The sequence below is a fragment of the Streptomyces sp. NPDC047453 genome, from assembly GCF_040643155.1.
Lineage (GTDB): Bacteria > Actinomycetota > Actinomycetes > Streptomycetales > Streptomycetaceae > Streptomyces.
In genome coordinates, this window is sequence record NZ_JBEYTS010000008.1 from 122,313 (window position 1) to 147,441 (window position 25,129).

The 25,129-nt window shown below is 72.1% G+C and carries 21 protein-coding genes; 6 read left to right on the forward strand and 15 right to left on the reverse strand.

What is annotated here, in order from left to right:
* Positions 1 to 14 precede the first annotated feature (14 nt).
* Both ABZ818_RS10580 and ABZ818_RS10585 read left to right on the forward strand, forming a co-directional pair.
* Positions 15 to 1,643 (forward strand): amidohydrolase family protein, encoded by a 1,629-nt coding sequence (locus ABZ818_RS10580; protein WP_361412822.1) that lies wholly within the window; start codon positions 15 to 17, stop codon positions 1,641 to 1,643.
* Positions 1,631 to 2,740, forward strand: a complete 1,110-nt coding sequence (locus ABZ818_RS10585) for a C45 family peptidase (RefSeq protein ID WP_361412823.1) — start codon at positions 1,631 to 1,633, stop codon at positions 2,738 to 2,740. The genes ABZ818_RS10580 and ABZ818_RS10585 overlap by 13 nt, the downstream gene beginning before the upstream one ends.
* 488 nt (positions 2,741 to 3,228) lie before the next feature.
* Here ABZ818_RS10585 and ABZ818_RS10590 read toward each other — a convergent pair whose 3' ends face one another.
* Positions 3,229 to 4,194, reverse strand: a complete 966-nt coding sequence (locus ABZ818_RS10590) for a LysR family transcriptional regulator (protein WP_361412889.1) — start codon at positions 4,192 to 4,194, stop codon at positions 3,229 to 3,231.
* 94 nt (positions 4,195 to 4,288) lie between these two features.
* Here ABZ818_RS10590 and ABZ818_RS10595 point away from each other — a divergent pair, with 94 nt between their 5' ends.
* Positions 4,289 to 5,461, forward strand: coding sequence for a TDT family transporter (locus tag ABZ818_RS10595; protein ID WP_361412824.1), 1,173 nt, complete (start codon positions 4,289 to 4,291; stop codon positions 5,459 to 5,461).
* On the opposite strand, the gene ABZ818_RS10600 is transcribed toward ABZ818_RS10595, so the two are convergent.
* From ABZ818_RS10600 to ABZ818_RS10615, 4 genes are all read right to left on the reverse strand, one after another.
* Entirely contained in the window at positions 5,373 to 6,092 is a 720-nt protein-coding gene (locus ABZ818_RS10600) for a helical backbone metal receptor (RefSeq protein ID WP_361412825.1), read from the reverse strand. The two genes, ABZ818_RS10595 and ABZ818_RS10600, sit on opposite strands and share 89 nt — an antisense overlap.
* Positions 6,092 to 6,658 carry an XRE family transcriptional regulator gene (locus tag ABZ818_RS10605; protein WP_100567780.1) on the reverse strand — a complete coding sequence of 189 codons (567 nt, stop codon included), beginning with the start codon at positions 6,656 to 6,658 and terminating at the stop codon, positions 6,092 to 6,094. The genes ABZ818_RS10600 and ABZ818_RS10605 overlap by 1 nt, the downstream gene beginning before the upstream one ends.
* 294 nt (positions 6,659 to 6,952) lie before the next feature.
* Positions 6,953 to 9,574 (reverse strand): ABC transporter permease/substrate binding protein, encoded by a 2,622-nt coding sequence (locus ABZ818_RS10610; RefSeq protein ID WP_361412826.1) that lies wholly within the window; start codon positions 9,572 to 9,574, stop codon positions 6,953 to 6,955.
* A complete protein-coding gene (locus ABZ818_RS10615; protein ID WP_361412827.1) occupies positions 9,567 to 10,655 on the reverse strand; it encodes a glycine betaine/L-proline ABC transporter ATP-binding protein in 1,089 nt (362 codons plus the stop codon). The genes ABZ818_RS10610 and ABZ818_RS10615 overlap by 8 nt, the downstream gene beginning before the upstream one ends.
* Positions 10,656 to 10,859: 204 nt before the next feature.
* On the opposite strand from ABZ818_RS10615, the gene ABZ818_RS10620 reads away from it, so the two are divergent.
* A complete protein-coding gene (locus ABZ818_RS10620; RefSeq protein ID WP_361412890.1) occupies positions 10,860 to 11,789 on the forward strand; it encodes a 5'-3' exonuclease in 930 nt (309 codons plus the stop codon).
* Between the two features lie 103 nt (positions 11,790 to 11,892).
* Positions 11,893 to 12,738, forward strand: coding sequence for a siderophore-interacting protein (locus ABZ818_RS10625; RefSeq protein ID WP_361412828.1), 846 nt, complete (start codon positions 11,893 to 11,895; stop codon positions 12,736 to 12,738).
* A gap of 52 nt (positions 12,739 to 12,790) precedes the next feature.
* Here the strand turns inward: ABZ818_RS10625 and ABZ818_RS10630 are convergent, their stop codons facing one another.
* From ABZ818_RS10630 to ABZ818_RS10645, 4 genes are all read right to left on the reverse strand, one after another.
* Entirely contained in the window at positions 12,791 to 13,567 is a 777-nt protein-coding gene (locus ABZ818_RS10630; protein ID WP_361412829.1) for an ABC transporter permease, read from the reverse strand.
* Complete coding sequence (locus ABZ818_RS10635) at positions 13,564 to 14,592, reverse strand: ATP-binding cassette domain-containing protein (protein WP_361412830.1); 1,029 nt, start codon at positions 14,590 to 14,592, stop codon at positions 13,564 to 13,566. The genes ABZ818_RS10630 and ABZ818_RS10635 overlap by 4 nt, the downstream gene beginning before the upstream one ends.
* 194 nt (positions 14,593 to 14,786) lie before the next feature.
* Entirely contained in the window at positions 14,787 to 15,434 is a 648-nt protein-coding gene (locus ABZ818_RS10640; protein WP_141362565.1) for a PadR family transcriptional regulator, read from the reverse strand.
* Between the two features lie 103 nt (positions 15,435 to 15,537).
* Positions 15,538 to 16,119: a GNAT family N-acetyltransferase gene (locus tag ABZ818_RS10645; protein ID WP_361412831.1), complete on the reverse strand. Its 582-nt coding sequence runs from the start codon at positions 16,117 to 16,119 to the stop codon at positions 15,538 to 15,540.
* 78 nt (positions 16,120 to 16,197) lie between these two features.
* Between ABZ818_RS10645 and ABZ818_RS10650 the strand changes: the two genes are divergently transcribed.
* Positions 16,198 to 17,148: an RluA family pseudouridine synthase gene (locus ABZ818_RS10650; RefSeq protein WP_361412832.1), complete on the forward strand. Its 951-nt coding sequence runs from the start codon at positions 16,198 to 16,200 to the stop codon at positions 17,146 to 17,148.
* On the opposite strand, the gene ABZ818_RS10655 is transcribed toward ABZ818_RS10650, so the two are convergent.
* From ABZ818_RS10655 to ABZ818_RS10680, 6 genes are all read right to left on the reverse strand, one after another.
* Positions 17,142 to 18,704 (reverse strand): cytochrome P450, encoded by a 1,563-nt coding sequence (locus ABZ818_RS10655; protein WP_361412833.1) that lies wholly within the window; start codon positions 18,702 to 18,704, stop codon positions 17,142 to 17,144. The two genes, ABZ818_RS10650 and ABZ818_RS10655, sit on opposite strands and share 7 nt — an antisense overlap.
* Positions 18,705 to 18,759: 55 nt before the next feature.
* Positions 18,760 to 19,380, reverse strand: a complete 621-nt coding sequence (locus tag ABZ818_RS10660; RefSeq protein WP_361412834.1) for an ATP/GTP-binding protein — start codon at positions 19,378 to 19,380, stop codon at positions 18,760 to 18,762.
* A complete protein-coding gene (locus tag ABZ818_RS10665; RefSeq protein ID WP_361412835.1) occupies positions 19,361 to 19,768 on the reverse strand; it encodes a DUF742 domain-containing protein in 408 nt (135 codons plus the stop codon). Before ABZ818_RS10665 ends, ABZ818_RS10660 begins: the two co-directional genes overlap by 20 nt.
* On the reverse strand, positions 19,765 to 20,172 hold the full coding sequence (locus tag ABZ818_RS10670; RefSeq protein ID WP_141362553.1) for a roadblock/LC7 domain-containing protein: 408 nt from the start codon (positions 20,170 to 20,172) through the stop codon (positions 19,765 to 19,767). Before ABZ818_RS10670 ends, ABZ818_RS10665 begins: the two co-directional genes overlap by 4 nt.
* Positions 20,169 to 21,797: an ATP-binding protein gene (locus tag ABZ818_RS10675; protein ID WP_361412836.1), complete on the reverse strand. Its 1,629-nt coding sequence runs from the start codon at positions 21,795 to 21,797 to the stop codon at positions 20,169 to 20,171. Before ABZ818_RS10675 ends, ABZ818_RS10670 begins: the two co-directional genes overlap by 4 nt.
* 339 nt (positions 21,798 to 22,136) lie before the next feature.
* Positions 22,137 to 24,989 (reverse strand): DEAD/DEAH box helicase, encoded by a 2,853-nt coding sequence (locus ABZ818_RS10680; protein ID WP_361412837.1) that lies wholly within the window; start codon positions 24,987 to 24,989, stop codon positions 22,137 to 22,139.
* Between the last annotated feature and the right edge of the window lie 140 nt (positions 24,990 to 25,129).

Sequence of the window (25,129 nt, forward strand, 5' to 3'; positions counted from 1 at the left end):
CGGAAAGAACTCCCATGAACGCCGACCTCATCGTGCGCGCGGCACGGATCGAGAACTTCGACCCCACGCCCGCCCGGACCACGGACACCGTGGTGGCCGTCCAGGACGGCAGGATCGTCGCCGTCGGCGGGGACGGCGTCCTGCGCCACTGGACGGGCGCCGCCACCGACGTACTGGAATTCCCCGGAGCGACCCTCACCCCGGGACTGACCGACGCCCACGCCCATCCGGTGTGGGGGGCGATCGAGGTCGGCAGCGGCCTGGACCTCGGCGGCCTGACCACGCTCGACGCGGTGTGCTCCCGCATCGGGGACCGCGTCGCGGAGCAGGGCCGCGAGGCCTGGGTGACCGGGTTCGACCTCGACGTCAACGTCTTCGACGGGGAGCCCACCGGCCACCCGCTGGGACGGCGATTCCCCGGCGTGCCGATCTCGCTCATGACCCGCGACGCGCACTCCCTCGTGGTCAGTCCGGCCGTGGTCGACCGCGTCGGACTGACCGGCACAGAGACCTTCGACGACGCCTCCGAGATCGTCGTCGGGCCCGACGGGCGGCCCACCGGCTTCATCGTCGAACTCCAGGCCATGGACCTCGTCCTCGACCACTATCCCGAGGTACCGCTCCCGGTCGCGGCCGGCCATGTCGCCGACCGGCTGCGCGAGTTCGCGGCCACCGGCCTCACCGGTCTACACGCGCTGGACTTCACCGCGCCCTCCGAGGACGTCTACCGGGAGATCGAGAGGCACGGGGACCTTCCGCTGCGGGTGCGCTGCTCGCCGCTCGTGCCCGCCGACTCCGGACGGGACGTGTGGGAGGCCGTCGCCAACCAGCAGGGACTCGCCGGGCGCCGCTGGCACGTCGCCGGCGCCAAGCTCATGCTGGACGGCACCGCCGACAACGGCTCCGCCTGGTTCGAGCACCCCGACGTCTTCGGCCAGAACCGGCGGCCTCTGTGGAAGGACGTCGAGGGCTACCGCGAGGCCGTCCGGTTCTTCACCGAGCGCGGCATCCCCACGGCCACCCACGCCATCGGCGACCGGGCGGTGCGCACGGCCCTCGACGTGATCGGGGAGGCCGGCCACCCCGTGTCCGCGCCGCACCGGATCGAGCACATCGAGTCGATCCCCGACGATCTGCTCCCGCGGTTCGCCGCGCTCGGCGTCGTCGCCGGGCTCCAGCCCGTCCACGCGACCCGTATGACCAGGGCCGACCAGCAGGACAACTGGTCTCGCCGGATCGGGCCGCAGCGGGTCGCCCACGGCTGGCGCACCCGCGACCTGCTCGACCACGGCGCCGTGGTGGCGCTCGGTTCGGACTGGCCCATCGGCATCGCGGACCCGCGAACGGCCCTCGCCGACGCCCAGTTGCGCCGGCCCGTCGAGGAGCTGACGGCCGCCCCCGTCCAACCCGGCCAGCGGATCAGTGCCCGGGAGGCCTACGCCGGGATGACCCGCGCCCCGGCCGTCGCGGCGGGTGCCGCCGACCGGCTCGGCCGGATCGCGCCGGGCTACCTGGCCGACCTCGCCGTGTTCGCCCGCGACCCCCTCGACCTGACCCCCGAACAGCAGACCGCCAACCCCGTCCTCGCCACGGTCGTCGGCGGCTCCGTCCTCCAGCACACGCCCAAGGAATGCGCCTCGTGACCTCCGCACCGTACCCCCGCCCCGACCACCGCCCGCATGTGAGCGCCGACGCCGCCGATCCTCGCCTGCGCGGCCGGATCCGGGGCCGGCAGCTCGCCGACGGGCTGCACGGCACCCTCGACGCCTACGACCGCCTCTTCACGCTCGCCGGCCGCCGGCCGGCCGCTGTCCGCGACGACGCCGACCGCGCACTGGACGCCATCGGCGCCTTCCGCCCGGCCCTGCGCGAGCAGATCGAGGGCATCGCCGAGGGAGCCGCGGTCGAGCCCTGGCAGGTGGCCGCGCTCAACGCCCGCACCGAGATCCTCGCCCACGGCAGCGCCGTCCCGCCCGGTGAGTGCTCCACCATCGTGCGGCGGCTGCGGACGGCCGACGGGGGCAGCACCCACGTCGGCGTGCAGACCTGGGACTGGCACGTCGAGCTCAGTTCCTCCTGGCACACCCTCGAATCCGCCGGCGGCGCGCACCGGTACGTGGGCATCACCGAGCACGGCATCCTCGCCAAGATCGGCGTGAACAGCGCCGGACTCGCCCTGCACTTCAACATCCTCGGCCACCGGGACGACCGCGTCGGCGGCATCCCCGTGCACGTCCTCGCCGCGCTCGTCCTCGAGGAGGCCGGCAGCGCCGAGCACGCGCGGGAGATCCTGCGCGAGGCCCCGCTCACCTCGTCCGGGTCCTTCACGCTCTTCGACGCCCACAGTGCCCTCCTCCTCGACCTCAGCCCGGTGGGGGTCTTCGAGGTGCCCGAGGTGGCCGAGGGAACGCATCTGCGCACCAACCACTTCCTCACCGACGTCCCCTCCCGCCACGAGAAGACCTGGCTGTACCAGCCCGACTCCGGCGAGCGCTACGCCTTCCTCCGCGACCGGCTCGCGCGCAACCCCGTCGAACGTGCCGGTGAACTGATCCAGCGACTCGTGACCGGCCCCGGGGCGCCCCCGGTGACCTGCGTCCCCGACATGGACGGGCCGACCGGTGGCCGCTGGGCGAGCCTGGCCACCGTCGTCCTCGACCCGGCCTCCCGCACCGCACAGGTCCTGGACGGCACACCCGCCGAACACACGACCCGCCCCTGGCGCTCACTGCACGCCTGACACGGTCCTCACAGAACAGGACCACGGCCCCCACAGGCCGGGCAGGACCAGCCCGGCACGGCGGAGTTCTGGCCCCGGACCGAATCCCCTGTCTCAGCTCGGCACGGCAGGTTCCTGACCCCCCGGGCCCTGACCCACCACCGCAACCCGACACGGCGGGTTCCCAACCCCCGCCGGGCCCTCGTACCGGCCCGGGCGGGGTCCTGACCGGGGCCGGACCCCGGTCCAAGCCCGGCTGGAGCGCTTCTGACCCCGGACCGGATGCCCCGTCTCAGCTCGGCCCGACGGGATCCTGACCCCGACCCAGACCCCCGTCCCAGCCCGGCGGAGCAGATTCCCGACCCCGCCCCAGACCCGCCTCACCCGACAGGGCGGATTCCCAACCCCCGCCCGGACTCACCGCCTCACCCCGACACGGCCGGTTTCCCCCGGGACCCCCGTCCCAGCCCAGCGCGGCGCGTTCCCAATCGCGGCCCGCGACCCCCGTCTCAGCTTGCCCCCGGCCTCGTGCGTTGGCCGGTCGCGCTTTCCGAGCGGGTCAGGGACAGCAGTTCGCGGGCCGGGCCCACCGGGCGGTGGCCGGTGGGCCAGACCGCGCGCAGGTCGCGTTCGAGGGTGACACCGTCCACGGGCACGGGAACGAGCCGGCGCAGGGACAGTTCCTCGCCCACCGCGAGTTCGCTGAGCACCGCAGGGCCCGCGCCGCTCACCGCGGAGGCCTTCACCGCCGTCGTGGAGGACAGCTCGATCAGCGGGCGCGCCAGACCTCCGAGCGCCGCGTCCAGCACCTGCCGGGTGCCGGAGCCCTTCTCGCGCAGGATCAGCGGCGTGGTGGCCAGTTCCTCCGCGGACAGCGGCCGCCGGCGGCGGGCCCACGAGTGGGCCGGGGCGGTCACCACGAGCAGGCGGTCATGGCCGATCACCACGGAGTCGAGACCGGACGGCACCGACACCCCCTCGACGAAACCGAGGTCCGCCTCGTCCCCCAGCAGCCGCTCCGCCACCACCGCCGAGTTCCCGGCGAGCAGGGACACCGCCGTGTCCGGCCGCCGGGTACGCAGCGCGATCAGCCATCCCGGCAGCAGGTACTCCGCGATCGTCATGCTGGCCGCCACCCGCAGCCGCGAGTCCCGCCGGTCCCGCAGCGCCTGCGCACCCGCGTCGAAGGCCTCCGCCGCCTCGACGACCCGCCGCGCCCAGTCGGTGACCAGGGCTCCTGCGTCCGTCAGCCGCGATCCGCGCGGCGAGCGGTCCACCAGCGCCACACCCAGCTGCCGCTCCATGGAACGGATCCGGCTGCTCGCCGCCGGCTGGGTGATGCCCAGCTCCCGCGCCGCCCCGCCGAGGCTCCCCAGCCGCGCCACCGCCAGCAGCAGCTCCAGCGCGCCCAGGTCGGGCACCCGGTGCCCCAGCGAGGTCCTCGGCCGCCGGCCAGCGCCGTCTCCTCCGTTCATCTCGGTCCTCTCGGTGCTCCTCATAAGGCCAGCTTATGCCGTGATAGACACAAACCCCCTGGTGGGAGCGTATGGACCGGGAAAAGCTTGAGTCATGGTCACCGCAGCCCACACCCTGCCCCGGCAGGCCGCACCCCGGCCCCGCGTCCCCGCCGTCCGCCATCTGGGCCCCAACTGGTACGCCTCCGTCATGGGCACCGCCGCCGTCGGCACGGCGGGCGCCGCGCTGCCGCCGCACATCCCGGGACTGCGCACCGCGTGCACGGCCGTGTGGGCGCTCTCCCTCGTCGTGCTCGTGGCGCTGCTCGCCGCCCGCACCCTGCACTGGACCCACCACCGCGACCAGGCCCGCGCACACCTGCTGGACGCGGCGGCGGCGCCGTTCTACGGCTGTCTGTCCATGGCCCTGCTGGCGGTCGGCGGCGGCGCCCTGTCCGTCGGGCGGGACTGGATCGGCACCCCGGCCGCGGTCGCCCTGGACGCCGTGCTGTTCACCGCCGGTACGGCCGTCGGGCTCGCGGCCGCCGTGGCCGTGCCGTACCTGATGGTCGTGCACCACCGGATCGAGCCGCACCAGGCGACGCCCGTATGGCTGCTGCCGCTGGTCGCGCCCATGGTGTCCGCCGCCCTGGGGCCCGCCCTCGTACCGCACCTGCCGGCCGGGCAGGCCCGGGCGACCCTGCTCCTTGCCTGTGTGGCGCTGTTCGGGCTCAGCCTGCTCGCGACCCTGGTCGTACTGCCGGTGATCTTCGGCCGGCTGCTCACGGCGGGCCCGCTGCCGCTCGCGCTGACCCCGACGCTGTTCCTGGTCCTCGGCCCGCTCGGGCAGTCCACCACCGCCGTCGGCGCCTTCGCGGACACGGCGCCCGGTGTCGTACCGGCCCCGTACGCCGGCGGTTTCGCCGTGCTCGCCGTGCTGTACGGCGTCCCGGTGATGGGCTTCGCGCTGATGTGGTTCGCCTTCGCCGCCGCCCATGTGCTGCGCGCCGCCCGCCAGGGCATGGGCTTCGCCATGACCTGGTGGTCGTTCACCTTCCCGGTGGGCACCTGTGTCACCGGCGCCGCTGCCCTCGCCCGGCACACCTACCTCGCCGCCTACAGCGCCCTCGCGGTCGGTCTGTACGCCGTCCTCGTGACCGCCTGGGCCGCCGCGGGCGTGCACACCGCCCGCGGCGTGATCAGCGGCGCGCTGCTCGCAGCGCCTCGCCCAGCACCCGTGGAGCCCGCGCCAGTGACGGCCCGTACCACGTCAGGTGCCGCCCGCTGACCAGCACGCAGGACAGTCCGGGGAAGGCCTCGGGACCGTCGTCGGCGGTGAAGCGGTACGGCTCGTCCGGCAGTACGACGACGTCCGGGGCCGCCGCCCTCAGTTCTTCCAGCGGGACGCGCGGATAGCGCTCGGTGTGCCCGGCGTAGAGGTGGTCGACGCCCAGCCGGGCCAGGACGTCGCCCGCGAAGGTGTCCCGGCCCAGCACCATCCAGGGCCGCCGCCAGATCGGTACGACGGCCGTCGTGCGGCGCGGGGGCACGGGCGGTGACGACCAGGCCGCCTCGGCCTCGTCCAGCCACCGGGGCCGGCCGGTCCCGCCGCACGCGCGCAGCACCCGCGCCAGTTCCCGGAAGGCCTGCGGCAGGTCCCTGATCTCGGTCACCAGGACCTCCAGGCCCGCCGCGCGCAGGGCGTCGAGGTCCGGCGCCCGGTTCTCCTCCTCGTTGGCGATCACCAGGTCGGGGGCGAGGGCGGCGATCCGGTCCACCTTGGGGTTCTTGGTGCCGCCGACCCGGGTGACGTCGAGGTCCGCCGGATGAGTGCACCAGTCGGTGGCGCCGACGAGCACACCGGGCAGGGACACGGCCACCGCCTCGGTGAGCGAGGGGACCAGCGAGACGACCCGCATCAGCGCGACCGGTCCTGTACCGCCTCGATGTGCTCGGCGACCGCGACCACGATCACCCGGGTGTCGGGCACGGTCGCCCGCCAGCGGTGGCGCACCCCGCCGGTGAGGTACATCGTGTCGCCGCGCACCAGCCGGTAGGCCCGGCCCTCCGCCTCGATCTCCACCGCTCCGTCGGCGACGTACATCAACTCGTCGTTGCGGTGCTGGAATTCACGGCCGGCGTCGTGGTCCCCGGTGAACTCCGAGGCGTGCAGCTGGTGGTGGCCGCGCACCAGGGAGCGCACCCGGGGTTCGGGTTCCAGCTCGGTGACCTCGGCGCGCACGACGTCGACGCTGCACGCCGGGTCGGCCGCCGCCAGCAGCTCCACGGCGGTGGTGCGCAGGGCGTCGGCGACCTTCTCCAGGGAGGTCTGACTGGGCCGGGCCCGGTCGTTCTCGATCTGGCTCAGGAAGGGGACCGACAGACCGCTGCGGTCGGCCACCACGGCGAGGGTGAGCCCCAGCGCGCGGCGGCGCCGCCGGACGGCCGCGCCCACTCGAAGGGGCCGCTCTTTGTTGTCGCCCATCGCTCCGGCTCCCTCCTTCGCTCGTCGGTCCGCTGCTCGTGGGGCCGCTGCCCGTGGGCCCGGTTCCGGGCGCAATCCTTCTGATGAGTTCTCTGCACCCTATGCATGTCCGGCAAACAGTTTCCTGTCGTCGTCACGTACCTGTAAGGATCGCGCGGGCCCGGGGCGCGTGGGGGTGGCTCTGCGTGGTTGGCCGGATTCCTTCTGTGGACAAGCGCGTGGGGCGGGCCCGTCCCACGCATCGCAGAGCGATGCGGGGCGGGCCCGCCCCTTCGGCGGTTTCCGGGTCGGCGGCTACTGCGGGGTCATCCGCGCCGGGACGTCGGGGTGCTGCTTCAGCCAGGCGGTGACGGCCTCGGCCTCGTGGCCCTGACCGTGCTGGTTGATCTCGCTCTCCAGGCTGCCGAGCTCGTCCTCGCTCATCCTGAAGTTCTTGATCCACTTGGTGAGCTGCGGGTACTGCTCGGGGAACTTGGCGCTGGAGATGGTGCGCACCGTGTTGCCCTCGCCGAAGAGCTTCTTGTCGTCGGCGAGCTTGGTGAGGTCGTAACGGCTGTACGCCCAGTGCGGCGACCACAGCACCACGGCCACGGGCTGCTTCTTGGCGTACGCGCGCTTGAGCTCGGCGAGCATCGCGGGCGTGGAGCCGTCGACGACCTTGTACTCCTTGTCCAGGCCGTAGCCGGGCAGGACCTTGTCCTTCAGCAGGGTCATCTCGCCGGTGCCCGGCTCGATGCCGATGATCTTCCCGTTGAAGGTGGACGCCTTGCCCTTGAGGTCCTCCAGGGACTTCACGTCCTTGACGTAGGACGGCACGGCGATCTCCAGGGAGGTCGGCTCGTACCAGGTGCCGAGGTCCCTGAGTCTGTCCTTGTTCTTGTCCCAGTAGTTCTTCTGGGCGTAGGGCAGCCAGGCGTCGAAGTTGAGGTCGATGTCACCGCCGGCCAGGCCGGTGTAGACCGGGCCCACGTCCATCTGCTTCAGGTTCATCCGGTAGCCGCGGCGCTCCAGGACGTTCTTCCACAGATGGGTGACGGCGATGTCCTCGTCCCACGGGAACCAGGCGACGTTCAGGGTGCGCTTGGCCTCGGCCGGCTTGGCGGCCGAGTCCCCGCCGGGCAGCGGGGCGAGCTTGTCGACGACGCCCGGGTTGTCCTTCAGCCAGGCGCGGACGGCGTCCTGCTGCCGGCCCTTGCCCGCCTTGTTGATCTCGGCCTCGAGGCCGGTGAGCTGCTTCTCGGTCAGCTTGAAGTTCTTCAGCCACGTGCCGACGACCGGGTCGTCGTTCGCGAAGCCCTTGCGGGCCAGCGTGTGCACGCCGTCTCCCTTGCCCCAGGAGCCCTTGGGGTCCTTCAGCTTCTTCAGGTCGAAGTCGCTGTACGCCCAGTGCGGTGACCAGAGCGTGACGACGACAGGTTCCTTCTTGCTGTAAGCGCGCTTGAGCTCGGCCAGCATGGCGGGCGTGGAGCTGTCGACGACCTTGTACTCCTTGTCCAGGCCGTAGTCCTTGAGGACCTTGCTCTTGAGCAGGGCCATCATGCCGGCGCTGGACTCGATGCCGGTGATCTTCCCGCCGAACTGGCCCGCCTTGCCCTTGAGGTCCTCGAGCGAGTTCACGTCCTTCATGTACGAGGGGACGGTCAGCTCCAGCGACGTCGGCCCGTACCAGGAGCCGAGGTCGTCGAGCTTGCTGCCGTACTTCTTCCAGTACTCGGCGTGGGTCGTCGGCAGCCAGGAGTCCGTCTCGAAGTCGACGTTGCCCTGGGCGAGCGCGGTGTAGAGCGGTCCGGCGTCGAACTGGCGGGCGTCGACCTGGTAGCCGCGCTGTTCGAGGACCTCCTTCCACAGGAAGGTGGACGCGACGCCCTCGTCCCACGGGATGTATCCGATGGTGATCTTCTTGCCGCGGCCGACGTCGCTGCCGTCGCCGGCGGCCGTCGCACTGCCGCCGCCCCCCGCGAAGAGACCCATGCCGCCCGCGACCAGGGCGAGGATCACCACGCCGATCACGGCGATCTGCGGCTGCGGCCGGTAGGACCAGATCTTCAGGCCCTTGGCGGCCCGCGCCTTGGCGGCGGCACGCCGGCCGAGCGGCGAGACCTCGGTGCCCAGGGCGCTGGTCATGCGGTCGAGGTAGATCGCGAGGATCACGATGGCGATGCCGGACTCGGAGCCGAGGCCGACGTTGAGCTGGCCGATGGCCTCGTTGACGTCGCCGCCGAGGCCGCCGGTGCCGACCATGCCGGCGATCGCGGCCATGGACAGACCGAGCATGATCACCTGGTTGACGCCGGCCATCACGGTGGGCAGCGCCAGCGGCAACTGGACGCGCAGCAGCGTGTTGCGGGGCGTGGTGCCGAACGCCTCGGCCGCCTCGACCAGTTCCTTGTCGACCTGGCGGATGCCCAGCTCGGTCATGCGGACGCCGGGCGCGAGGGCGAAGATCAGGGTGGCGACGATGCCCGCGGAGGCGCCCGTGCCGAAGAACAGGATGGCCGGGATGAGGTAGATCATCGCGGGCAGCGTCTGCATGAAGTCCAGGACCGGCCGGACGAAGGCGCTGACCCGGTCGGAGCGGGCCGCCCAGATGCCGACCGGCACCGAGATCACCAGCGCGATGATCGTGGCGACGAGGACCAGCGACAGGGTCACCATCGCGTCCGACCACAGTTCCATGGAGTCGATGAACGCGAACCCCACGAAGGTGAGCACTCCGGCGAAGGCGCCGCGCAGCCACCAGGCGAGCACGGCGAAGATGCCCGCGAGCAGCAGCGGCTCCGGCGCCTGGAGGACGGCGTTGATGCCGTCGTAGGTGCCGGTGAACACGGCCTTGAAGAAGTCGAAGAGCCAGGACATGTGGCCGAGCAGCCAGTCGACCGCGGAGTTGACCCAGTCGCCGAGCGGGATCCTAGGCACGGGCCACCGCCTTGTCGCCGCCCTTGTCCCGTGGCGCGTCGCAGCTCACCTGGGAGCTCTGCTCGTCGCCCAGGAAGCCGACGAGGCGCTGGCGCGGGACGATGCCGACGATGTCGCGGTGCTCGTCCAGCACGGCGACCGGGTGGGGCACGCGGGCGCTGATCGCGCACAGCTCGGTGAACGGGGTGTGCGGGGTCGCGGTGTCGCAGCCGCAGTCCGCCTCGTCACCGCGTACCTCGCGGTCCATGACCGACTCGGCGGTCAGCACCCGGGACCGGTCGACGTCCTGGGTGAAGGACGCGACGTAGTCGTCGGCGGGGCGCAGCAGGATGTCCTCGGCGGTGCCGGTCTGCACGATGCGGCCGTCGCGCATGACGGCGATCCGGTCGCCCAGGCGCATGGCCTCGTTGAGGTCGTGGGTGATGAACACGATGGTCTTCTTGAGCGTCTTCTGGAGCTGGAGCAGCTGGTCCTGCATGTCGCGCCGGATCAGCGGGTCCAGGGCGCTGAAGGACTCGTCCATCAGCAGCAGGTCGGCGTCGGTGGCCAGGGCGCGGGCCAGGCCCACCCGCTGCTGCATGCCGCCGGAGAGTTCGTCGGGCCAGGAGGACTCCCAGCCGGCCAGACCGCACAGGGCGAGCGCCTCGTCGGCGCGGCGTTCGCGCTCGGCGCGGGGCACGCCCTGCACTTCCAGACCGTAGGCGGCGTTCTCACGGACGCTGCGGTGCGGGAAGAGCGCGAAGTGCTGGAAGACCATGCTGATCTTCCTGGAGCGGACCTCGCGCAGCTCGCGGTCGCTGAGCCCGGTCAGGTCCTGGCCATCGAAGCTGACGCAGCCGGCGGTCGGCTCCAGCAGCCCGTTCAGCATCCGCAGGAGCGTGGACTTGCCGGAACCGGACAGGCCCATGACGACGAAGATCTGGCCTGGGTCGACGCTGAAGGACGCGTCGATGACGGCGGCGGTGGTGCCGCCGGCGCGCAAGTCCTCGCGGTCGGCACCCTGCCGTAGCTTTTCGACTGCCTCGTCCGGTCGTCGGCCGAACACCTTGAACAGGTGCTGGGCCTGAAGTCTTGAAGACACGCGTACCTCTTGTCTCGGGGCCAGGAACGGGATGCAGAGGGCCGCTAACAGTTGAAGAAAGCAACCACCTTCGATCCGAGGCGCGCCTGCCCAGACCCATGTGGCTCAAACCAAACGTGGCCTGCTTCACATCGCCCTCGTCTTCCGTTCACGTGGAATCCACGGTTCCCGGCCTTCCGGTGACTGTCGGTGCCGTACGGCATGATGCGAGACGTGACCGGACGACTGATGCTCCTCGACACCGCCTCCCTGTACTTCCGCGCCTATTTCGGCGTCCCGGAGTCGATCAAGGCCCCGGACGGCACGCCGGTGAACGCCGTGCGCGGGCTGCTCGACTTCATCGACCGGCTGGTCAAGGACCACCGGCCCGATCACCTGGTGGCCTGTATGGACGCCGACTGGCGGCCGGCCTGGCGGGTGGAGCTGATCCCCTCCTACAAGGCGCACCGGGTGGCCGTGGAGCACGCCGGCGGTCCGGACGAGGAGGAGGTGCCGGACACCCTGTCCCCGCAGGTCCCGGTGATCGAGTCCGTCCTGGACGCGGTGGGCATCGCGCGCGTGGGCGTCGCGGGGTACGAGGCGGACGACGTGATCGGCACGTTCACCGCGCGGGCGACGGGCCCGGTCGACATCGTCACCGGCGATCGGGACCTGTACCAGCTGGTGGACGACGCCCGCGGGATTCGGGTGCTGTACCCGGTCAAGGGCGTCGGCACGCTCCAGGCCACCGACGAGGCGGCACTGCGGGAGAAGTATGGGGTCGACGGCCCGGGGTACGCGGATCTGGCGCTGCTGCGCGGCGACCCGAGCGACGGACTGCCGGGCGTGCCCGGCATCGGGGAGAAGACGGCGGCCAGGCTGCTCGCCGAGTTCGGCGACCTGGCCGGGATCATGGCGGCCGTCGACGACCCGAAGGCGAAGCTCACGCCGTCGCAGCGCAGGCGGCTCGACGAGGCGCGGCCGTATCTCGCGGTGGCGCCGAAGGTCGTGCGCGTCGCCGCCGACGTCCCGGTGCCGGACGTGGACACGGTGCTGCCGCGCGCCCCGCGCGATCCGGCGGCGCTCGAGGAACTGGCGGCCCGCTGGGGCCTGGGAGGTTCGCTTCAGCGGCTGCTCGCCACGTTGCCGGCGTGACGGCTGTGGCGACGCGCGCGGGCGGCGGCCGGACGGGAGAGGAACTCACCGGGGCGAGGTGTTAGCTTAGGTAAACCTAAGCGAGGGGAACAGGGAGGCCGTCATGGCAGAACGTCCGGCGCGCAAGCCGCGCAGGACCCACTCCGCGCAGGTCGTCCGGACCGAACGGCTGACCCCGCACATGCAGCGCGTGGTGCTCGGCGGGGAGGGCCTGGCCGACTTCTCGGCGGACACCTGCACGGACCACTACGTCAAGCTGCTGTTCCCTCCCGACGGGGTCACCTATCCGGAACCCTTCGACCTTCAGGGGATCCGCGAGGAGTTGCCGCGCGAGCAGTGGCCGGTGACCCGGACGTACACGGTGCGCGCCTGGGACCCCCGCCACCGCGAGCTGACCCTGGACTTCGTCATCCACGGCGACGAGGGGCTGGCCGGCCCCTGGTCGCTGCTGGCGCGGCCGGGCGAGACCGTGCACTTCCTGGGTCCGGGCGGCGCCTACGTCCCGGACGCGAGCGCCGACTGGCATCTGCTGGCCGGTGACGAGAGCGCCCTGCCGGCGATCGCGCGCTCCCTGGAGGCACTGCCCGAGGGCGCGACGGCCCACGCCTTCATCGAGGTAGCCGGTCCCGAGGAGGAGCAGAAGATCGACTCCGACGTGGAGGTGGTCTGGCTGCACCGCGGCGAGCGGCCCGTCGGCCGGGCGCTGGTGGAGGCCGTACGGGCGCTGCCGTTCCCCGAGGGCCGGGTGCACGCGTTCGTGCACGGCGAGGCCGGGTTCGTGAAGGAGCTGCGCCGGCTGCTGCGGGTCGAGCACGCCGTGCCCCGCGAGGACTTGTCGATCTCCGGCTACTGGCGGCTCGGCCACGACGAGGACGGCTGGCAGGCCTCCAAGCGCGACTGGAACGCCCGGATCGAGGCGGAGCAGGAGGGCACGGCGCCGGCCGCGTGAGCGACGTACGGAAGCGGCGGTACCCGGGTCGGTACCGCCGCTTCCGCGTGGCTCAGACCGACCGCTGGTAGGAGCGGAACGTCCGTATCGACAGCCACACCGCGGCCACCGCCAGGGCCAGCAGTGCGCCGCCCCGGCTCCCCACGACACTCCAGTCGGGATGCGCGGACATCGCGGAACGGCCCGCCACCATCGCCCAGTTGAGCGGATTGAAGTCGGCGATGTGGCGCATCCAGGCGGGCATCTGCGCGGGCGCCATGAAGGCGGAGGACAGGAACGTCAGCGGCAGCAGCAGGAAGGTGTTGATCCCGATGATGGACTCCCGCTCCTGCACCAGCATGCCGAGCGCGTTGGACAGTGCCCCGAAGACCGTGCCCAGCAGGACCGAGGCGAGCACCAGGATCAGGACACCGCCCACGCCGCCGGGGTAGTCGGCCCCGCCCAGCAGGCCGAGCAGCACGATGACGACCGACTGGAGGGCGGTGACCAGGCCGTTGTGGACCACGTTGCCGTTCATCAGGGCGGCCCGGCTGACCGGGGTGGTCAGGAACCGGTTGAGCGTGCCGCGCTGGATCTCCTCCAACGTGCCCATACCGGCCCACATGTTGGAGCTGAGCGCGCTCATCACCACCACGCCCGGCACCAGGTAGTCCAGGTACGAGGTGGTGCCGAAGCTGCCGAGCTCGACGACCTTCCTGAAGAGGTTGCCGAACAGGAACAGCCAGATCACCGGCTGGATCAGCGTGATGACCGCGTAGGCCGGCTGGCGCGCGAACACCATCAGCTGACGCTCGGTCATGTACCAGGTCTGGGAGATCGCGGTGCTCATCGCGCACCTCCGGCGAGGGCGAGGGCCTCGGTGCCGGGGGCCCCGCTCTCGGCTTCCGCCTCGGCGTAACGTCGGCCCGCGTAGCGGAGGTAGACGTCGTCGAGGGAGGGGCGGGCCACGGTCGCCGCGGTCACGGTGACCCCGGCGCGCTCCAGCCCTGCGAGGAGCGCGGGCATGGCGGCGGCTCCGTCGTCGGCGCGGGCGCTGATCCGGCGCCCGTCGATCAGCACCTCGTGCACGCCGGGCAGGGCGCCCAGGGCGCTGCCGAGCACCGTACGCCCGGCCTCGCCGACCGCCTCGCGCAGTTCCACGTGGACCGCGTCGCCGTGCAGTTCGCCCTTGAGGGAGTCCGGGGTGCCCTCGACGACGACCCGGCCGCGGTCGACGATGGCGATGCGCTCGGCGAGCCGGTCGGCCTCCTCCAGGTAGTGCGTGGTGAGCAGGATGGTCAGGCCCTCCTCGCCGGCCAGGCGGCCGATCTCGTCCCACATCGCCGTACGGGCCTCCGGGTCGAGGCCGGTGGTGGGCTCGTCGAGGAAGAGGACCTCGGGCCGGTGCACCAGTCCGAGCGCGACGTCCAGGCGCCGCCGCATACCGCCGGAGTAGCCCTTGACGGGGCGGCGCGCGGCATCGGCGAGACTGAACCGCTCCAGCAGTTCGTCGACCCGCCGGTCCAGGCCGGCGCCCTTCAGTCCGTAGAGCCTGCCCTGGAGCCGGAGGTTCTCGCGGCCGGTGGCGACCGGGTCGGCGCCCGAGCTCTGCGCGACCACGCCGATGGCACGCCGCACCCGGTCCGGGTGGCGCAGCACGTCGTGGCCGGCCACGGTCGCCTCGCCGGAGTCGGGGCGGGCCAGGGTGGTGAGGATCTTGACGGTGGTGGACTTGCCGGCGCCGTTCGGGCCGAGGAGACCGAAGACGGTGCCCGGCTCGACGGTGATGTCCATGCCGTTCAGGGCGGTGACGTCACCGGGATAGGTCTTGATCAGCCGGCGTGCCTCGACGGCGGGCGCACGGGTGGGACTCATGGCGGAGCTCTCCTGGATGCGTGGATGCGGATGGGTGGCGAAGATCGCCGAATGATCCACGTGAGAGCGCCGGGCTATCCTGGGTGTGCCGCACCTCGATCGCCCGGAGAAGCCTCACGGTGGATTCGGCTCGGGGTTCGAGACCCTGGCGGGGCTGCTGCAACAGCCCTGCCGGGGTCTGTCTCATTGGCAGTTCACTTCTGGTAGTGGCGTTCCTCGGCTTCCTTGAACTCCGCGGGGATCTCCCCCGTCTCGTGGAACCGGCGCCAGCTCTCGACGCCCGGTAGCGAGCCCTCGCGGATCTCGCGGGCGAAACCGCGGACCCACTCCGTCTCCGCCTCGGCCATGTGCTGGTGGTACTCGACCTCGACGAGGAACAGGCGCGGCAGCGTCTCGTAGAGCTTGTCCAGCACCGCCCGTCCGCTCGCCACCCGCATTTCCAGGGCGGTCAGCCGCTCCTCCAGCAGCCGCACGACGTCGTCCGGGGGCAGCGCCCCCAGCAGCGAGAGCGCGGTCTCGAAGATCGGGTACTCCTTGGCCGGTACGGCGACGAGGTCCGACAGCCACCGCGTCATCTCCTCGCGGCCGGACTCGGTGAGCGCGTAGATCGTGCGCTCGGGGCGGTTGCCCCGCCGCTCCACGTCGACCACCTCGACGAAGCCGCGCTCCTCGAGGTTCTGCACGACCGTGTAGAGCGAGCCGTAGTTGATCTTGGTGCTGGCGTCCTTGCCCTGGCGGCGAAGGGTCTGCGCGATCTCGTACGGATGCATGGGCTTCTGCCAGAGCGTGGTCATCACGGTCAGCGCGAGCGGATTGCTCAACTTTCTGCGCCCGCCGGCCATGCCCGATCACCTCGCTTCCGAATATCCGTAGCCGAACATATCGCGACTCGAGTCCCTTCGTCAATACACGCGATATATCGTGGTGGGGGGCGCGAACTCCGCCTCAGTCCCCGCGGACGCGCGCGTGCAGATGCATGTCGTGCCAGCCGTCCGCGTGGAGGCCCGAACTGCGCTTGGTGCCCTCCAGGGCGAAGCCGGTCGTGGTGGCGACGCGGCAGGAGGCGCCGTTGTGCACGGAGTGCAGGAGTTCCAGGCGGTGGAACCCGGTGTCCTCGAACGCCCAGTGGACGAGGGCCGCGGTGGCACGCGAGGCCACGCCCCGGCCACGGGCCGCCGGAACGGTCCAGTACGCCACCTCCGCCGCGCCGTCCTCGAACCGCACCTCGCGCAGCGCGACCCGCCCCACCGGGCGGCCGGTGTCCGCGTCGACGACCGCCCACTGGGCCTCCCGGTCCGCGGTCCAGGCGGCACGCCACTCCTCGATCCAGCCGGCCGCCTCGGCCTCGGACTCGGCGGCCCTGGCGTGCCACTGGTGCATGACCGGGTCCTGGAAGACGTCGTGGACGACGGGCGCGTCCTCGGCCGCCCAGGGCCGCAGGAGGAGACCGTCACCGGTGGGAAGGGTGGGCTGCGCGGTGCGCGCGAAGGTGCCGGCGGGAAGTACCGGGCTGGTGAGAAGAGGCATGGCCCGTATCCTGCCCACGCGTGGGCCACCGGCGCAGTGGTTTTCCCGAACCACGGGCGGCCTCGTAGGCTTCGGTCGATGCGACGCAAGACCCGTACCCCGCCCTCTCCCCTGCCCCAGCGCCACGGGGTGGACCCGGTGCGGGTGCGGCTGCCCGCCGCGGGCACCTGGACCACCGTGCGGGCGTATCTGGTGGAGCGGCTGTCGGGGGCCGGGCCCGGGGTGGTCGGGGCCATGGTCGACGCGGGCCGAGTCGTCGGGGCCGACGGACGGGCGGTGGCGTCCGGCGCACCGTACGAGCCGGGGATGTACGTGTGGTTCCACCGGGAGCTGCCCGAGGAGGTGCCGGTGCCGTTCCCGCATCGGGTCGTGCACCGCGACGAGCACCTCGTCGTCGTCGACAAACCGCACTTCCTCGCCACCACCCCACGCGGCTCGCACGTCACCGAGACGGCGCTGGCACGGCTGCGGCGGGAACTGGGGGTCCCCGCGCTGAGCGCCGCGCACCGCCTGGACCGGCTCACCGCCGGGCTGGTGCTGTTCACGGTGCGGCCCGAGGAGCGCGGCGCCTACCAGACGCTGTTCCGCGACCGGCTGGTGCGCAAGGAGTACGAGGCGGTGGCCCCGTACGACCCGGCGCTGGTCCTGCCGCGGACCGTGCGCAGCCGGATCGTGAAGGAGCGCGGGGTGCTGGCCGCCCGCGAGGTGGCGGGCGAGCAGAACGCCGTCACACGCGTGGAACAGGCCGAACACCGCGCGGACGGGCTCGGGCGGTACCGGCTGGCGCCCGCCACCGGACAGACGCACCAACTGCGGGTGCACATGAACGCGTTGGGCGTGCCGATCCTGGGCGACCCGCTCTACCCGGTGGTGACCGCCCCCGTGCCGGCCGGCGACTTCCGGCGCCCGCTGCAACTGCTCGCGCGGACGCTGGAGTTCACGGATCCGGTCACGGGGGCGGAGCACCGGTTCACCAGCGGGCGGGTGCTCCAGGCCTGGTCCGACTTCGCCGGGTGGGCCGGTCAGTAACCGCGCCACCAGCGCAGGAAGCGCTGCCAGGCGCCCTGGGGGCGGGCCGCGTCGGCGGCGGCCGGTGCGGTGTCCGGCTCCCCGGCGCCCGGCGGCTCCTGCGCCGCCGGGGGCGTGGGCGGCGACTCGGAGGACGGCACGGATGACGGCTCGGGCGGCAGCTCGGGGGACGACACGGATGACGGCCCGGGCCGCTGCCTAGCGGTCGCGGTACCGACCTCCCAGGCCGGGCGCGGCGGCGTAACCGGGTGCGGGGTGTGGCTCGGCTTCGATCTCTCGTCCTGCTGCGGCCGCGGCGTGAAGCGCACCGGCAGCTCCACCAGATGGCGGGAGGCGATCGACTCCGTCCAGCGCAGCTCCGCCTCGTCGCAGTCGAGCCGGACGTCCGGCAGCCGGGTCAGCAGCATGTCGACGCCGACGTCGGCGATGGCGCGCCCGACGTCCTGGCCCGGGCACTCGTGCGGGCCGCCGCCGAAGGCGAGATGGGAGCGGTTGCCCTGCATGTCCGCCGTCGGGCCCGGCCGCACCCGGGGATCGACGTTGCCCGGAGCGATGCCCAGCAGCAGCCCGTCGCCCCGGCGGATGCGCCGGCCACCGAGTTCCGTCTCCTGCTTGGCGAAGTAGCCGAAGATGGTGCTGAACGGCGGTTCGTCCCACAGGGACTGCTCGACCGCCTCCGGCACCGTCATCTGGCCGCCGTTGAGCTGGGCCCGGAAGCCGGGCTCGGTCAGGACCCGGCGCACGGTGTTGGCCAGCAGGTTGGCGGTGGCCTCGTAGGTGCCGATGAGCACGACGCGCAGGTGCTGGCCGACCTCCTCGTCGGTCAGGCCCGCCGGCTGCTCGATGAGGTGGCTGGTGAGGTCGTCCTCGGGCCGGGCCCGGCGGCGGGCGGTGACCCGCAGCAGGCAGTCCATGATGTACGCGTTGCTGGCGATCGCGGTGTCGGTGCCCTTGAGCATGTCGCGGGCGGCCTGCACGATCCGGTCGTTGTACTCCTCGGGCATGCCGAGGACCTGGCACATCACCGCCATGGGCAGATGCTCGGTGAACCGGGCGACGAGGTCGGCGCGGCCCGTCTCGCAGAACCGGTTGACCAGGCGCTGGGTGGCCCGGCCGATGTGGCGGCGCAGGGCGCGGAAGTCGATGAACTCCAGGGCGCCCTGGACGGCGCCGCGCAGCCGCCTGAGTTCCTCGCCCTCGGCGTGTGCGCAGATCGGCTGCCAGGCGATGTGCGGCATGAGCGGGTGGTCGGGCTTGACCGTGCCGTCCCCGAGCGGCGTCCAGATACGGCTGTCCTTGGTGAACTGCGAGGGGGTGCTCACCATGTGCAGGTTCTCGGCGTGGCCGAGGACCACCCACATCGGCACGTCGTCGTGGAGCAGTACGGGCGCCACCGGGCCGTACTGCTCGCGCAGTTGCTCGTAGAGCGCTCTCAGGTCCCGCGCCTCGTGGAGCCGGTGCAGTCCTCCGGGCCCGGTGCCGTGCGCGGGGCAGCCGGGGGGCGGGTCGAGGGCGAAGTCGTCCGGACCGGTCGGGGAGTGGGGTTCAGGCGTCACGGCGGTCGCTTTCGGGAAACGGAGTGTGGGTGCGGGACGGGCCGGCCGGTGCGGATCAGGTTGGCGAGCCCGTCACGGCGAGGGAGTGCAGAAAGCGCGTCAGCGTCAGCAGCACCTCGCGGCTGGAGGCGCGGCGCCGCGCGTCGCACTCGACGATCGGGATCTCCTCGGACAGGTCGAGCGCGGCGCGCAGCTCCGGGAGCGGGTGACGGGGCGCGTCCGGGAAGGAGTTGACGGCGACGACGAAGGGCACGCCGCGCTCCTCAAGACGGCCCATCACGTCGAAGCTGACCTCCAGCCGGCGGGTGTCGGCCAGCACCACCGCGCCGAGCGCGCCCTCGAACAGCCCGTTCCACAGGAACCAGAAGCGCTGCTGGCCGGGGGTGCCGAAGAGGTAGAGCACCAGGTGGTCGCTGATGGTGATGCGGCCGAAGTCCATCGCCACGGTGGTGGCGCTCTTGGACTCGGAGCCGTAGTCGTCGTCGACGCCGATACCGGCCTGGGTCATCGTCTCCTCGGTGGTGAGCGGCCTGATCTCGCTGACCGAGCCCACCATGGTCGTCTTGCCGACCCCGAAACCGCCGACGATCACGATCTTCGCCGCGGCCTGTGCCGTGTGCGGCAGCTGGTCCTCGGTGCGCGGGCCGGGAATGGTGTCAGAGCCTTTGAAGTCCATGCATCACCGCTTCGAGGAGGTGTCGGTCGGGGACCGCCCGGCGGACGATCGGCGCGCGGGCCTGCACAAGGCCGGCCGCGAGCAGCTCGGTGATCAGGGCCGTCGTCGCGCTGAACGGCAGGTTGAGGTAGGCCGACAGCTCGGCCACGGACAGCGGGGCGGTGCACAGCCGCAGCAGCGCCACCTGCTCCGGGGTGGCGGACGGCGGCGGCTCGGTGCGCGCCACGATCAGTGTCACCAGGTCGACGGCCGCGCGGGCGCCGTCCTCGCCCGCCCCGGCGACCACGTACAGCCGCTCGGGGTGTTTCTCCTCGCCCTGCCCGGCGAGGTCCGGGGGCGGTGGCGGTTCGTGCCCGGAGGAACGCCTCTGGCGCCGCGGAGGGGTCATACGGTCTGCCCGCCCCGCCGCGGCGGACTGGTCAGGTGGGCGCCGATGCGGACCACGAGGTCGCGCATGCGGGCGCTCATGAGGCCGGGTTCGGTGCGGATGTCGGCGAGCACGGCGAGATAGGCGTTGGCCCCCGCGGACATGAGGTAGAAGTAGCCGCCGTCGATCTCGATGACGACCAGCTTCATCCGGCCGTCGCTGCCCGGGATCTCCACGGCGACGGCGGTCGCGAGGCTCTGGAGTCCGGCACAGGCCGCGGCGACCCGGTCGGCGGCGTCGGCGTCTCCGCCGTAGCGGGCGATGCGCAGTCCGTCGGCCGAGAGCACCACGATCATCTCGATGCCCGGCACGCTGTCGTGGAGCTCCTTGAGCATCCAGTCGAAGTTGGCTCGCTGCTGGATCACTTGAGGTCCCCCTCGTCGTCGGCCCGGACGTCGGCCTCGGCTCGGGCCGGCTCCTCGATCAGGTGGAGATACGCGGTCGGGTCCTGGGTGAACCCCGTCGGGTCCGGGCCCGGGTTGTCCTTCTTCAGCCCGTCCCAGAACGCCTCGACCCACAGGCCCGGTTCGGAGTCCTTCCTCGTGGGCGCGGGCCCGGGTCCGGGCACGGCCCGCACCGTCCCGTCCTCCCGCTCGGCACGCTCGGCGGCGGCCTGCTCGGCGACGCGCCGGCTCAGCGGGGTCCTGGCCCGGCTGCGGCGCTGTGGCAGGCCGCCCGCCGTCCACTCGGTGACCTCGGGGACCTCGTCGTCCGCCAGGGACACCGCGGCGGGGACGCGGGGGCTGGTGGGGCGGCGCCTCTTCGGGGCGCGCTCGGGGCCCGCCACCGCGTCCTCCCCCGGAGCCGGAACGGAGGTCGCGCCGATGCCGTGGGCGAGTCCCGGAGCCGGATCGGTGGTCGTCATGTCGCCGGGCACGACGAGGACCGCGCGGACACCGCCGTACGCGGAGGCCCGCAGGGAGACCTGCATCTTGTGCTTCGCGCACAGGCGTCCCACGACCGCGAGACCCAGGCGGGGAGTGTCGCTGAGGTCCAGCGGGTCGACCCCGGCCCTGGCCGCCTCGAGCAGCCGCTCGATCCGGGCACGGGTCTCCTCGTTCAGGCTGACGCCACCGTCCTCGATCTCGATGGCGACGCCGGTCTGCACCTCGACGGCCGTGACGTGCACCTTGGTCTGCGGCGGCGAGTAGCGGGTGGCGTTGTCGAGGAGTTCGGCCGCGGCGTGGATGACGGGCTCGACGTCGACACCCTTGATGTTGACCTTGGCGATGGAGTGCAGTTCGATGCGCCGGTACTCCAGGATCCGGGACATGGCGCCGCGCAGCACGCTGTAGAGCGTGACCGGGTTGGGCCACTGCCGGCCGGGGCGGCCGCCGCCGATGACGGAGACGGAGTCGGCCAGGCGGCCGATCAGCGCGGTGCCGTGGTCGATGCGCAGCAGGTCGTCGAAGACCTCGGGGCTGCGGCCGTGGTCCTCCTCCATCTCCCTGAGTTCCCTGGCCTGTTGGTGCACGATCGCCTGGACGCGCCGGGCGATGCTGACGAAGGCGCGCTGGGTGGAGTCGCGGATGTTCTCCTCGTCGTCCACGATCTTGAGGATCATGCGCACCACCGCGCGCTGCGACTCGGGGATCCGGCGCCACTCAGGGTGGCCGTCGACGATGTCGCGCATCACCTCGGGAGGTGTGTGGCTGCCGCGCAGGTGGTCGATGGCGGCGGGGAGGATGTCGGAGGCGAGACGGTGGATCTCCCGGTCGTGGGCGGCCAGGCGCCCCTCCAGGTCCGCGGTGCGCCGGGCGTGCTCCGCCCGCTGGTCCCGGATGGCGCGTCCGCGGCGCACCGCTTCGGCGCCCGTGCCGAGCACCAGCAGGGTGGCGACGGCGCCGCAACAGGCGACGGCGAGGCGGGCCGAGTCCGTCACCAGGGCGACGGAGGCCCCGGTGGCCGCCGCCAGCACCAGGGCGGGCAGCAACAACACGCGCGCGTAGGGAAGTTCACGGCCACCGGGGGGCGATTGAACACTCACCATGTAAGCCCTCTGAGAAGAATCGGCTGAGTTCGGGCAGCTTCCAGTGGGGGTACGTCATGAAACTGACGGAAATTTCGGCACGTATGAGGACGCTTGGGAGCAAGCTCACGAACAACCTCAACTCGCTGCGCCGCGGGCGAGCATAATCCGGTCGGATCATCGCCATGTCATATTCAGCAAGGGCCTGAAACGGGGCGCACGGCAGGAGTACGCTCGGGGGATTTGCACGCCCCGAATGGATTCGAACACGCACGGTGACGCAGTGCGGGCATACGAAAACCACATGGCCCCGGCAGCAGCCACCGGGACCATGTGATCGATGCGATCGTCCGGCTCCGCCTACCCGACCGAGGAGTAGGCCACGACCCCCCGCAGCAGCCCGTCCACGGCCTTGCGCGCGTTCCTGGCCACCGACGAGCCCTCCACCGGCGCCGCCGCCGAGATCTGGCCCAGCACGTCGATCACCTGCTTGCACCAGCGCACGAAGTCGCCCGCCGGCATCTCCGCCTCGCGCAGCACCTCGTCCAGGCCCTTGCCGGAGGCCCACATGTACGCGGCCCAGGCGAAGCCGAGGTCGGGCTCACGCTGGCCGACCCCCTCGCTCTGGTTGATGCGGAAGTCCTCCTCCAGGGCGTCCAGCCGGCCCCAGATCCGCACCATCTCGCCGAGCGCCGCCTTCGCCTTCCCGGAGGGCAGCTTGGGCGCCATGGCGTCGTCACTGACCCGCGCCTCGTACACCAACGCGGAGACGCAGGCGGCGAGTTCGGCCGGGCCCAGGCCCTCCCAGACGCGCTCGCGCAGGCATTCGCTGGCCAGCAGGTCGAGTTCGCCGTACAGCCGGGCGAGCCGCTTGCCGTGCTCGGTGACCTCGTCGCCGCGCAGGTAGTCGAGCTCGGTCAGCAGCGCGACGATCCGGTCGAAGGTGCGCGCGATGGTGTTCGTACGGCCCTCGATGCGGTGCTCCAGCTGCTTGGTGTCGCGCAGCAGCCGGTGGTAGCGCTCGGCCCAACGGGCATGGTCCTCGCGTTCGTCGCACCCGTGGCAGGGGTGGGCGCGGAGCGCGGTGCGCAGCCGGGCGATCTCGCGATCGTCGGCCGCCTGGGAGCGCCGCTTGCGGTGCCGCTCCGCCGGGATGTGCCCGGCCTTGGTGCGCAGCGCGGAGGCGAGGTCGCGGCGGGACTGCGGGGAGCGCGGGTTGAACGACTTCGGGATCCGCATCCGCTCCAGCGGCTCCACGGGCACCGGGAAGTCGATCGCCGCCAGCCGCTTGACCTGACGCTCGGCGGTCAGCACCAGCGGGCGCGGGCCGTCGTGGTACTCCAGGCCGCGGTGGCCGTTGGAACGGCCCGCGGGCAGTCCCGGGTCCAGCACCAGCGCCAGACCCGCGAACTTGCCGGTGGGGACGTGGATGACATCGCCCGGCTTGAGCTTCTCCAGGGCGACGGCGGCCTCCGCACGACGCTGGACCGCGCCCTGCCGGGCCAGATCCGTCTCGCGGTCCTTCAGTTCCCTGCGCAGCCGCGCGTACTCCGTGAAGTCGCCGAGATGGCAGGTCATGGAGGCCTTGTAGCCGTCGAGGCCCTCCTCGTTGCGCTGCACCTGCCGGGAGATCCCGACGACCGACCTGTCGGCCTGGAACTGCGCGAAGGAGGTCTCCAGCAGCTCGCGCGAGCGGTGCCGCCCGAACTGCTCGACCAGGTTGACCGCCATGTTGTACGACGGCTTGAAGCTGGAGCGCAGCGGGTAGGTGCGGGTGCCGGCCAGGCCCGCCAGGTGGTCGGGGTTCATGGCGCGCTGCCACAGCACCACCGCGTGGCCCTCGACGTCGATGCCGCGGCGGCCGGCGCGACCGGTGAGCTGGGTGTACTCGCCGGGAGTGATGTCGGCGTGCTGCTCGCCGTTCCACTTCACGAGCTTTTCCAGCACCACCGAGCGGGCGGGCATGTTGATGCCGAGGGCGAGGGTCTCGGTGGCGAAGACCGCCTTGACCAGACCGCGCACGAACAGCTCCTCGACGACCTCCTTGAAGGTCGGCAGCATGCCCGCGTGGTGGGCGGCGATACCGCGCTCCAGGCCCTCCAGCCACTCGTAGTAGCCGAGGACGTGCAGGTCCTCGGCCGGGATGGCGGCGGTGCGCTCCTCGACCAGGGCGCGGACCCGCTCGCGCGCCTCCTCGTCGTTGAGCCTCAGGCCCGCGTACAGGCACTGCTGGACGGCGGCCTCGCAGGCGGCGCGGCTGAAGATGAACGTGATCGCGGGCAGCAGGCCCTCGGCGTCCAGGCGCTCGATGACCTCGGGACGGCTCGGCGTCCAGATCCTGGAGCGCTGTCTGCGCTCCCGCTCGCGGTCGGCCTCGCGCATCGCGCGGCCGCGCCGGCGGTCCTGGAACGAGGGGCGGCTGGCCTCCATGCGGGCCATGCGCGTGAGGTCGGGGTTGACGGCCTTCCGGTGGCCCTCGCCCTCCTCGAACAGGTCGTACATCCGGCGCCCGGCCAGCACGTGCTGGAACAGCGGAACGGGCCGGTGCTCGGAGACGATCACCTCGGTGTCGCCGCGGACGGTGTCCAGCCAGTCGCCGAACTCCTCGGCGTTGGACACGGTCGCCGACAGGGACACCAGGGTCACCGACTCGGGCAGGTGGATGATCACTTCCTCCCACACGGCGCCGCGGAAGCGGTCGGAGAGGTAGTGCACCTCGTCCATGACCACGTAGCCGAGGCCGAGCAGGGTCTGGGAACCGGCGTAGAGCATGTTCCGCAGCACCTCGGTGGTCATCACGACCACCGGGGCCTCGGAATTGAGGCTGTTGTCGCCGGTCAGGAGGCCGACCTTGCCGCTGCCGTAGCGGCGGCACAGATCGGCGTACTTCTGGTTGGACAGCGCCTTGATCGGCGTCGTGTAGAAGCACTTCCTGCCCTGCTGGAGGGCGAGGTGGACGGCGAACTCGCCCACGATCGTCTTGCCGGAGCCGGTGGGCGCGGCGACCAGTACGCCCTTGCCCGCCTCGAGCGCCTGGCAGGCCTCGATCTGGAACGGGTCGAGGCCGAAGTCGTACATCTCGCGGAATCCCGCGAGCGCGGTGGCCTGCTCGGCAGCTCGCCTGCGCGCTGCCGCGTACCGCTCGGCCGGTGAGAGGTCCTCTGTCATCGTGCTTTCGAGCGTACCGGGCCGCACCGACAACAGGACGATCATTATCCCGATCGTCCCGGGAGCTGAAAAAGCCGGCCGCTCGCGGTGCGAGCGGGCGGCCGAGCCGGCAAACGGCCGGGGGGATGAGGTCGCGGAGGGCTAACCCGAGTCCCCCGGCGGGAGGTCGGGGGCGGCGGCGCCGG

Excerpts from the sequence above, each read along its gene's own strand:
- ABZ818_RS10650 (WP_361412832.1), top strand. The coding sequence starts at position 16,198 with ATGCGACGCAAGACCCGTACCCCGCCCTCTCCCCTGCCCCAGCGCCAC.
- ABZ818_RS10680 (WP_361412837.1), bottom strand. The coding sequence starts at position 24,989 with ATGATCGTCCTGTTGTCGGTGCGGCCCGGTACGCTCGAAAGCACGATG.
- ABZ818_RS10640 (WP_141362565.1), bottom strand. The coding sequence starts at position 15,434 with ATGGCCGGCGGGCGCAGAAAGTTGAGCAATCCGCTCGCGCTGACCGTG.
- ABZ818_RS10620 (WP_361412890.1), top strand. The coding sequence starts at position 10,860 with ATGCGAGACGTGACCGGACGACTGATGCTCCTCGACACCGCCTCCCTG.
- ABZ818_RS10600 (WP_361412825.1), bottom strand. The coding sequence starts at position 6,092 with ATGCGGGTCGTCTCGCTGGTCCCCTCGCTCACCGAGGCGGTGGCCGTG.
- ABZ818_RS10635 (WP_361412830.1), bottom strand. The coding sequence starts at position 14,592 with ATGAGTCCCACCCGTGCGCCCGCCGTCGAGGCACGCCGGCTGATCAAG.
- ABZ818_RS10625 (WP_361412828.1), top strand. The coding sequence starts at position 11,893 with ATGGCAGAACGTCCGGCGCGCAAGCCGCGCAGGACCCACTCCGCGCAG.
- ABZ818_RS10590 (WP_361412889.1), bottom strand. The coding sequence starts at position 4,194 with ATGAACGGAGGAGACGGCGCTGGCCGGCGGCCGAGGACCTCGCTGGGG.
- ABZ818_RS10660 (WP_361412834.1), bottom strand. The coding sequence starts at position 19,380 with ATGGACTTCAAAGGCTCTGACACCATTCCCGGCCCGCGCACCGAGGAC.
- ABZ818_RS10630 (WP_361412829.1), bottom strand. The coding sequence starts at position 13,567 with ATGAGCACCGCGATCTCCCAGACCTGGTACATGACCGAGCGTCAGCTG.
- ABZ818_RS10580 (WP_361412822.1), top strand. The coding sequence starts at position 15 with ATGAACGCCGACCTCATCGTGCGCGCGGCACGGATCGAGAACTTCGAC.
- ABZ818_RS10645 (WP_361412831.1), bottom strand. The coding sequence starts at position 16,119 with ATGCCTCTTCTCACCAGCCCGGTACTTCCCGCCGGCACCTTCGCGCGC.
- ABZ818_RS10585 (WP_361412823.1), top strand. The coding sequence starts at position 1,631 with ATGCGCCTCGTGACCTCCGCACCGTACCCCCGCCCCGACCACCGCCCG.
- ABZ818_RS10595 (WP_361412824.1), top strand. The coding sequence starts at position 4,289 with ATGGTCACCGCAGCCCACACCCTGCCCCGGCAGGCCGCACCCCGGCCC.
- ABZ818_RS10665 (WP_361412835.1), bottom strand. The coding sequence starts at position 19,768 with ATGACCCCTCCGCGGCGCCAGAGGCGTTCCTCCGGGCACGAACCGCCA.
- ABZ818_RS10605 (WP_100567780.1), bottom strand. The coding sequence starts at position 6,658 with ATGGGCGACAACAAAGAGCGGCCCCTTCGAGTGGGCGCGGCCGTCCGG.
- ABZ818_RS10675 (WP_361412836.1), bottom strand. The coding sequence starts at position 21,797 with ATGGTGAGTGTTCAATCGCCCCCCGGTGGCCGTGAACTTCCCTACGCG.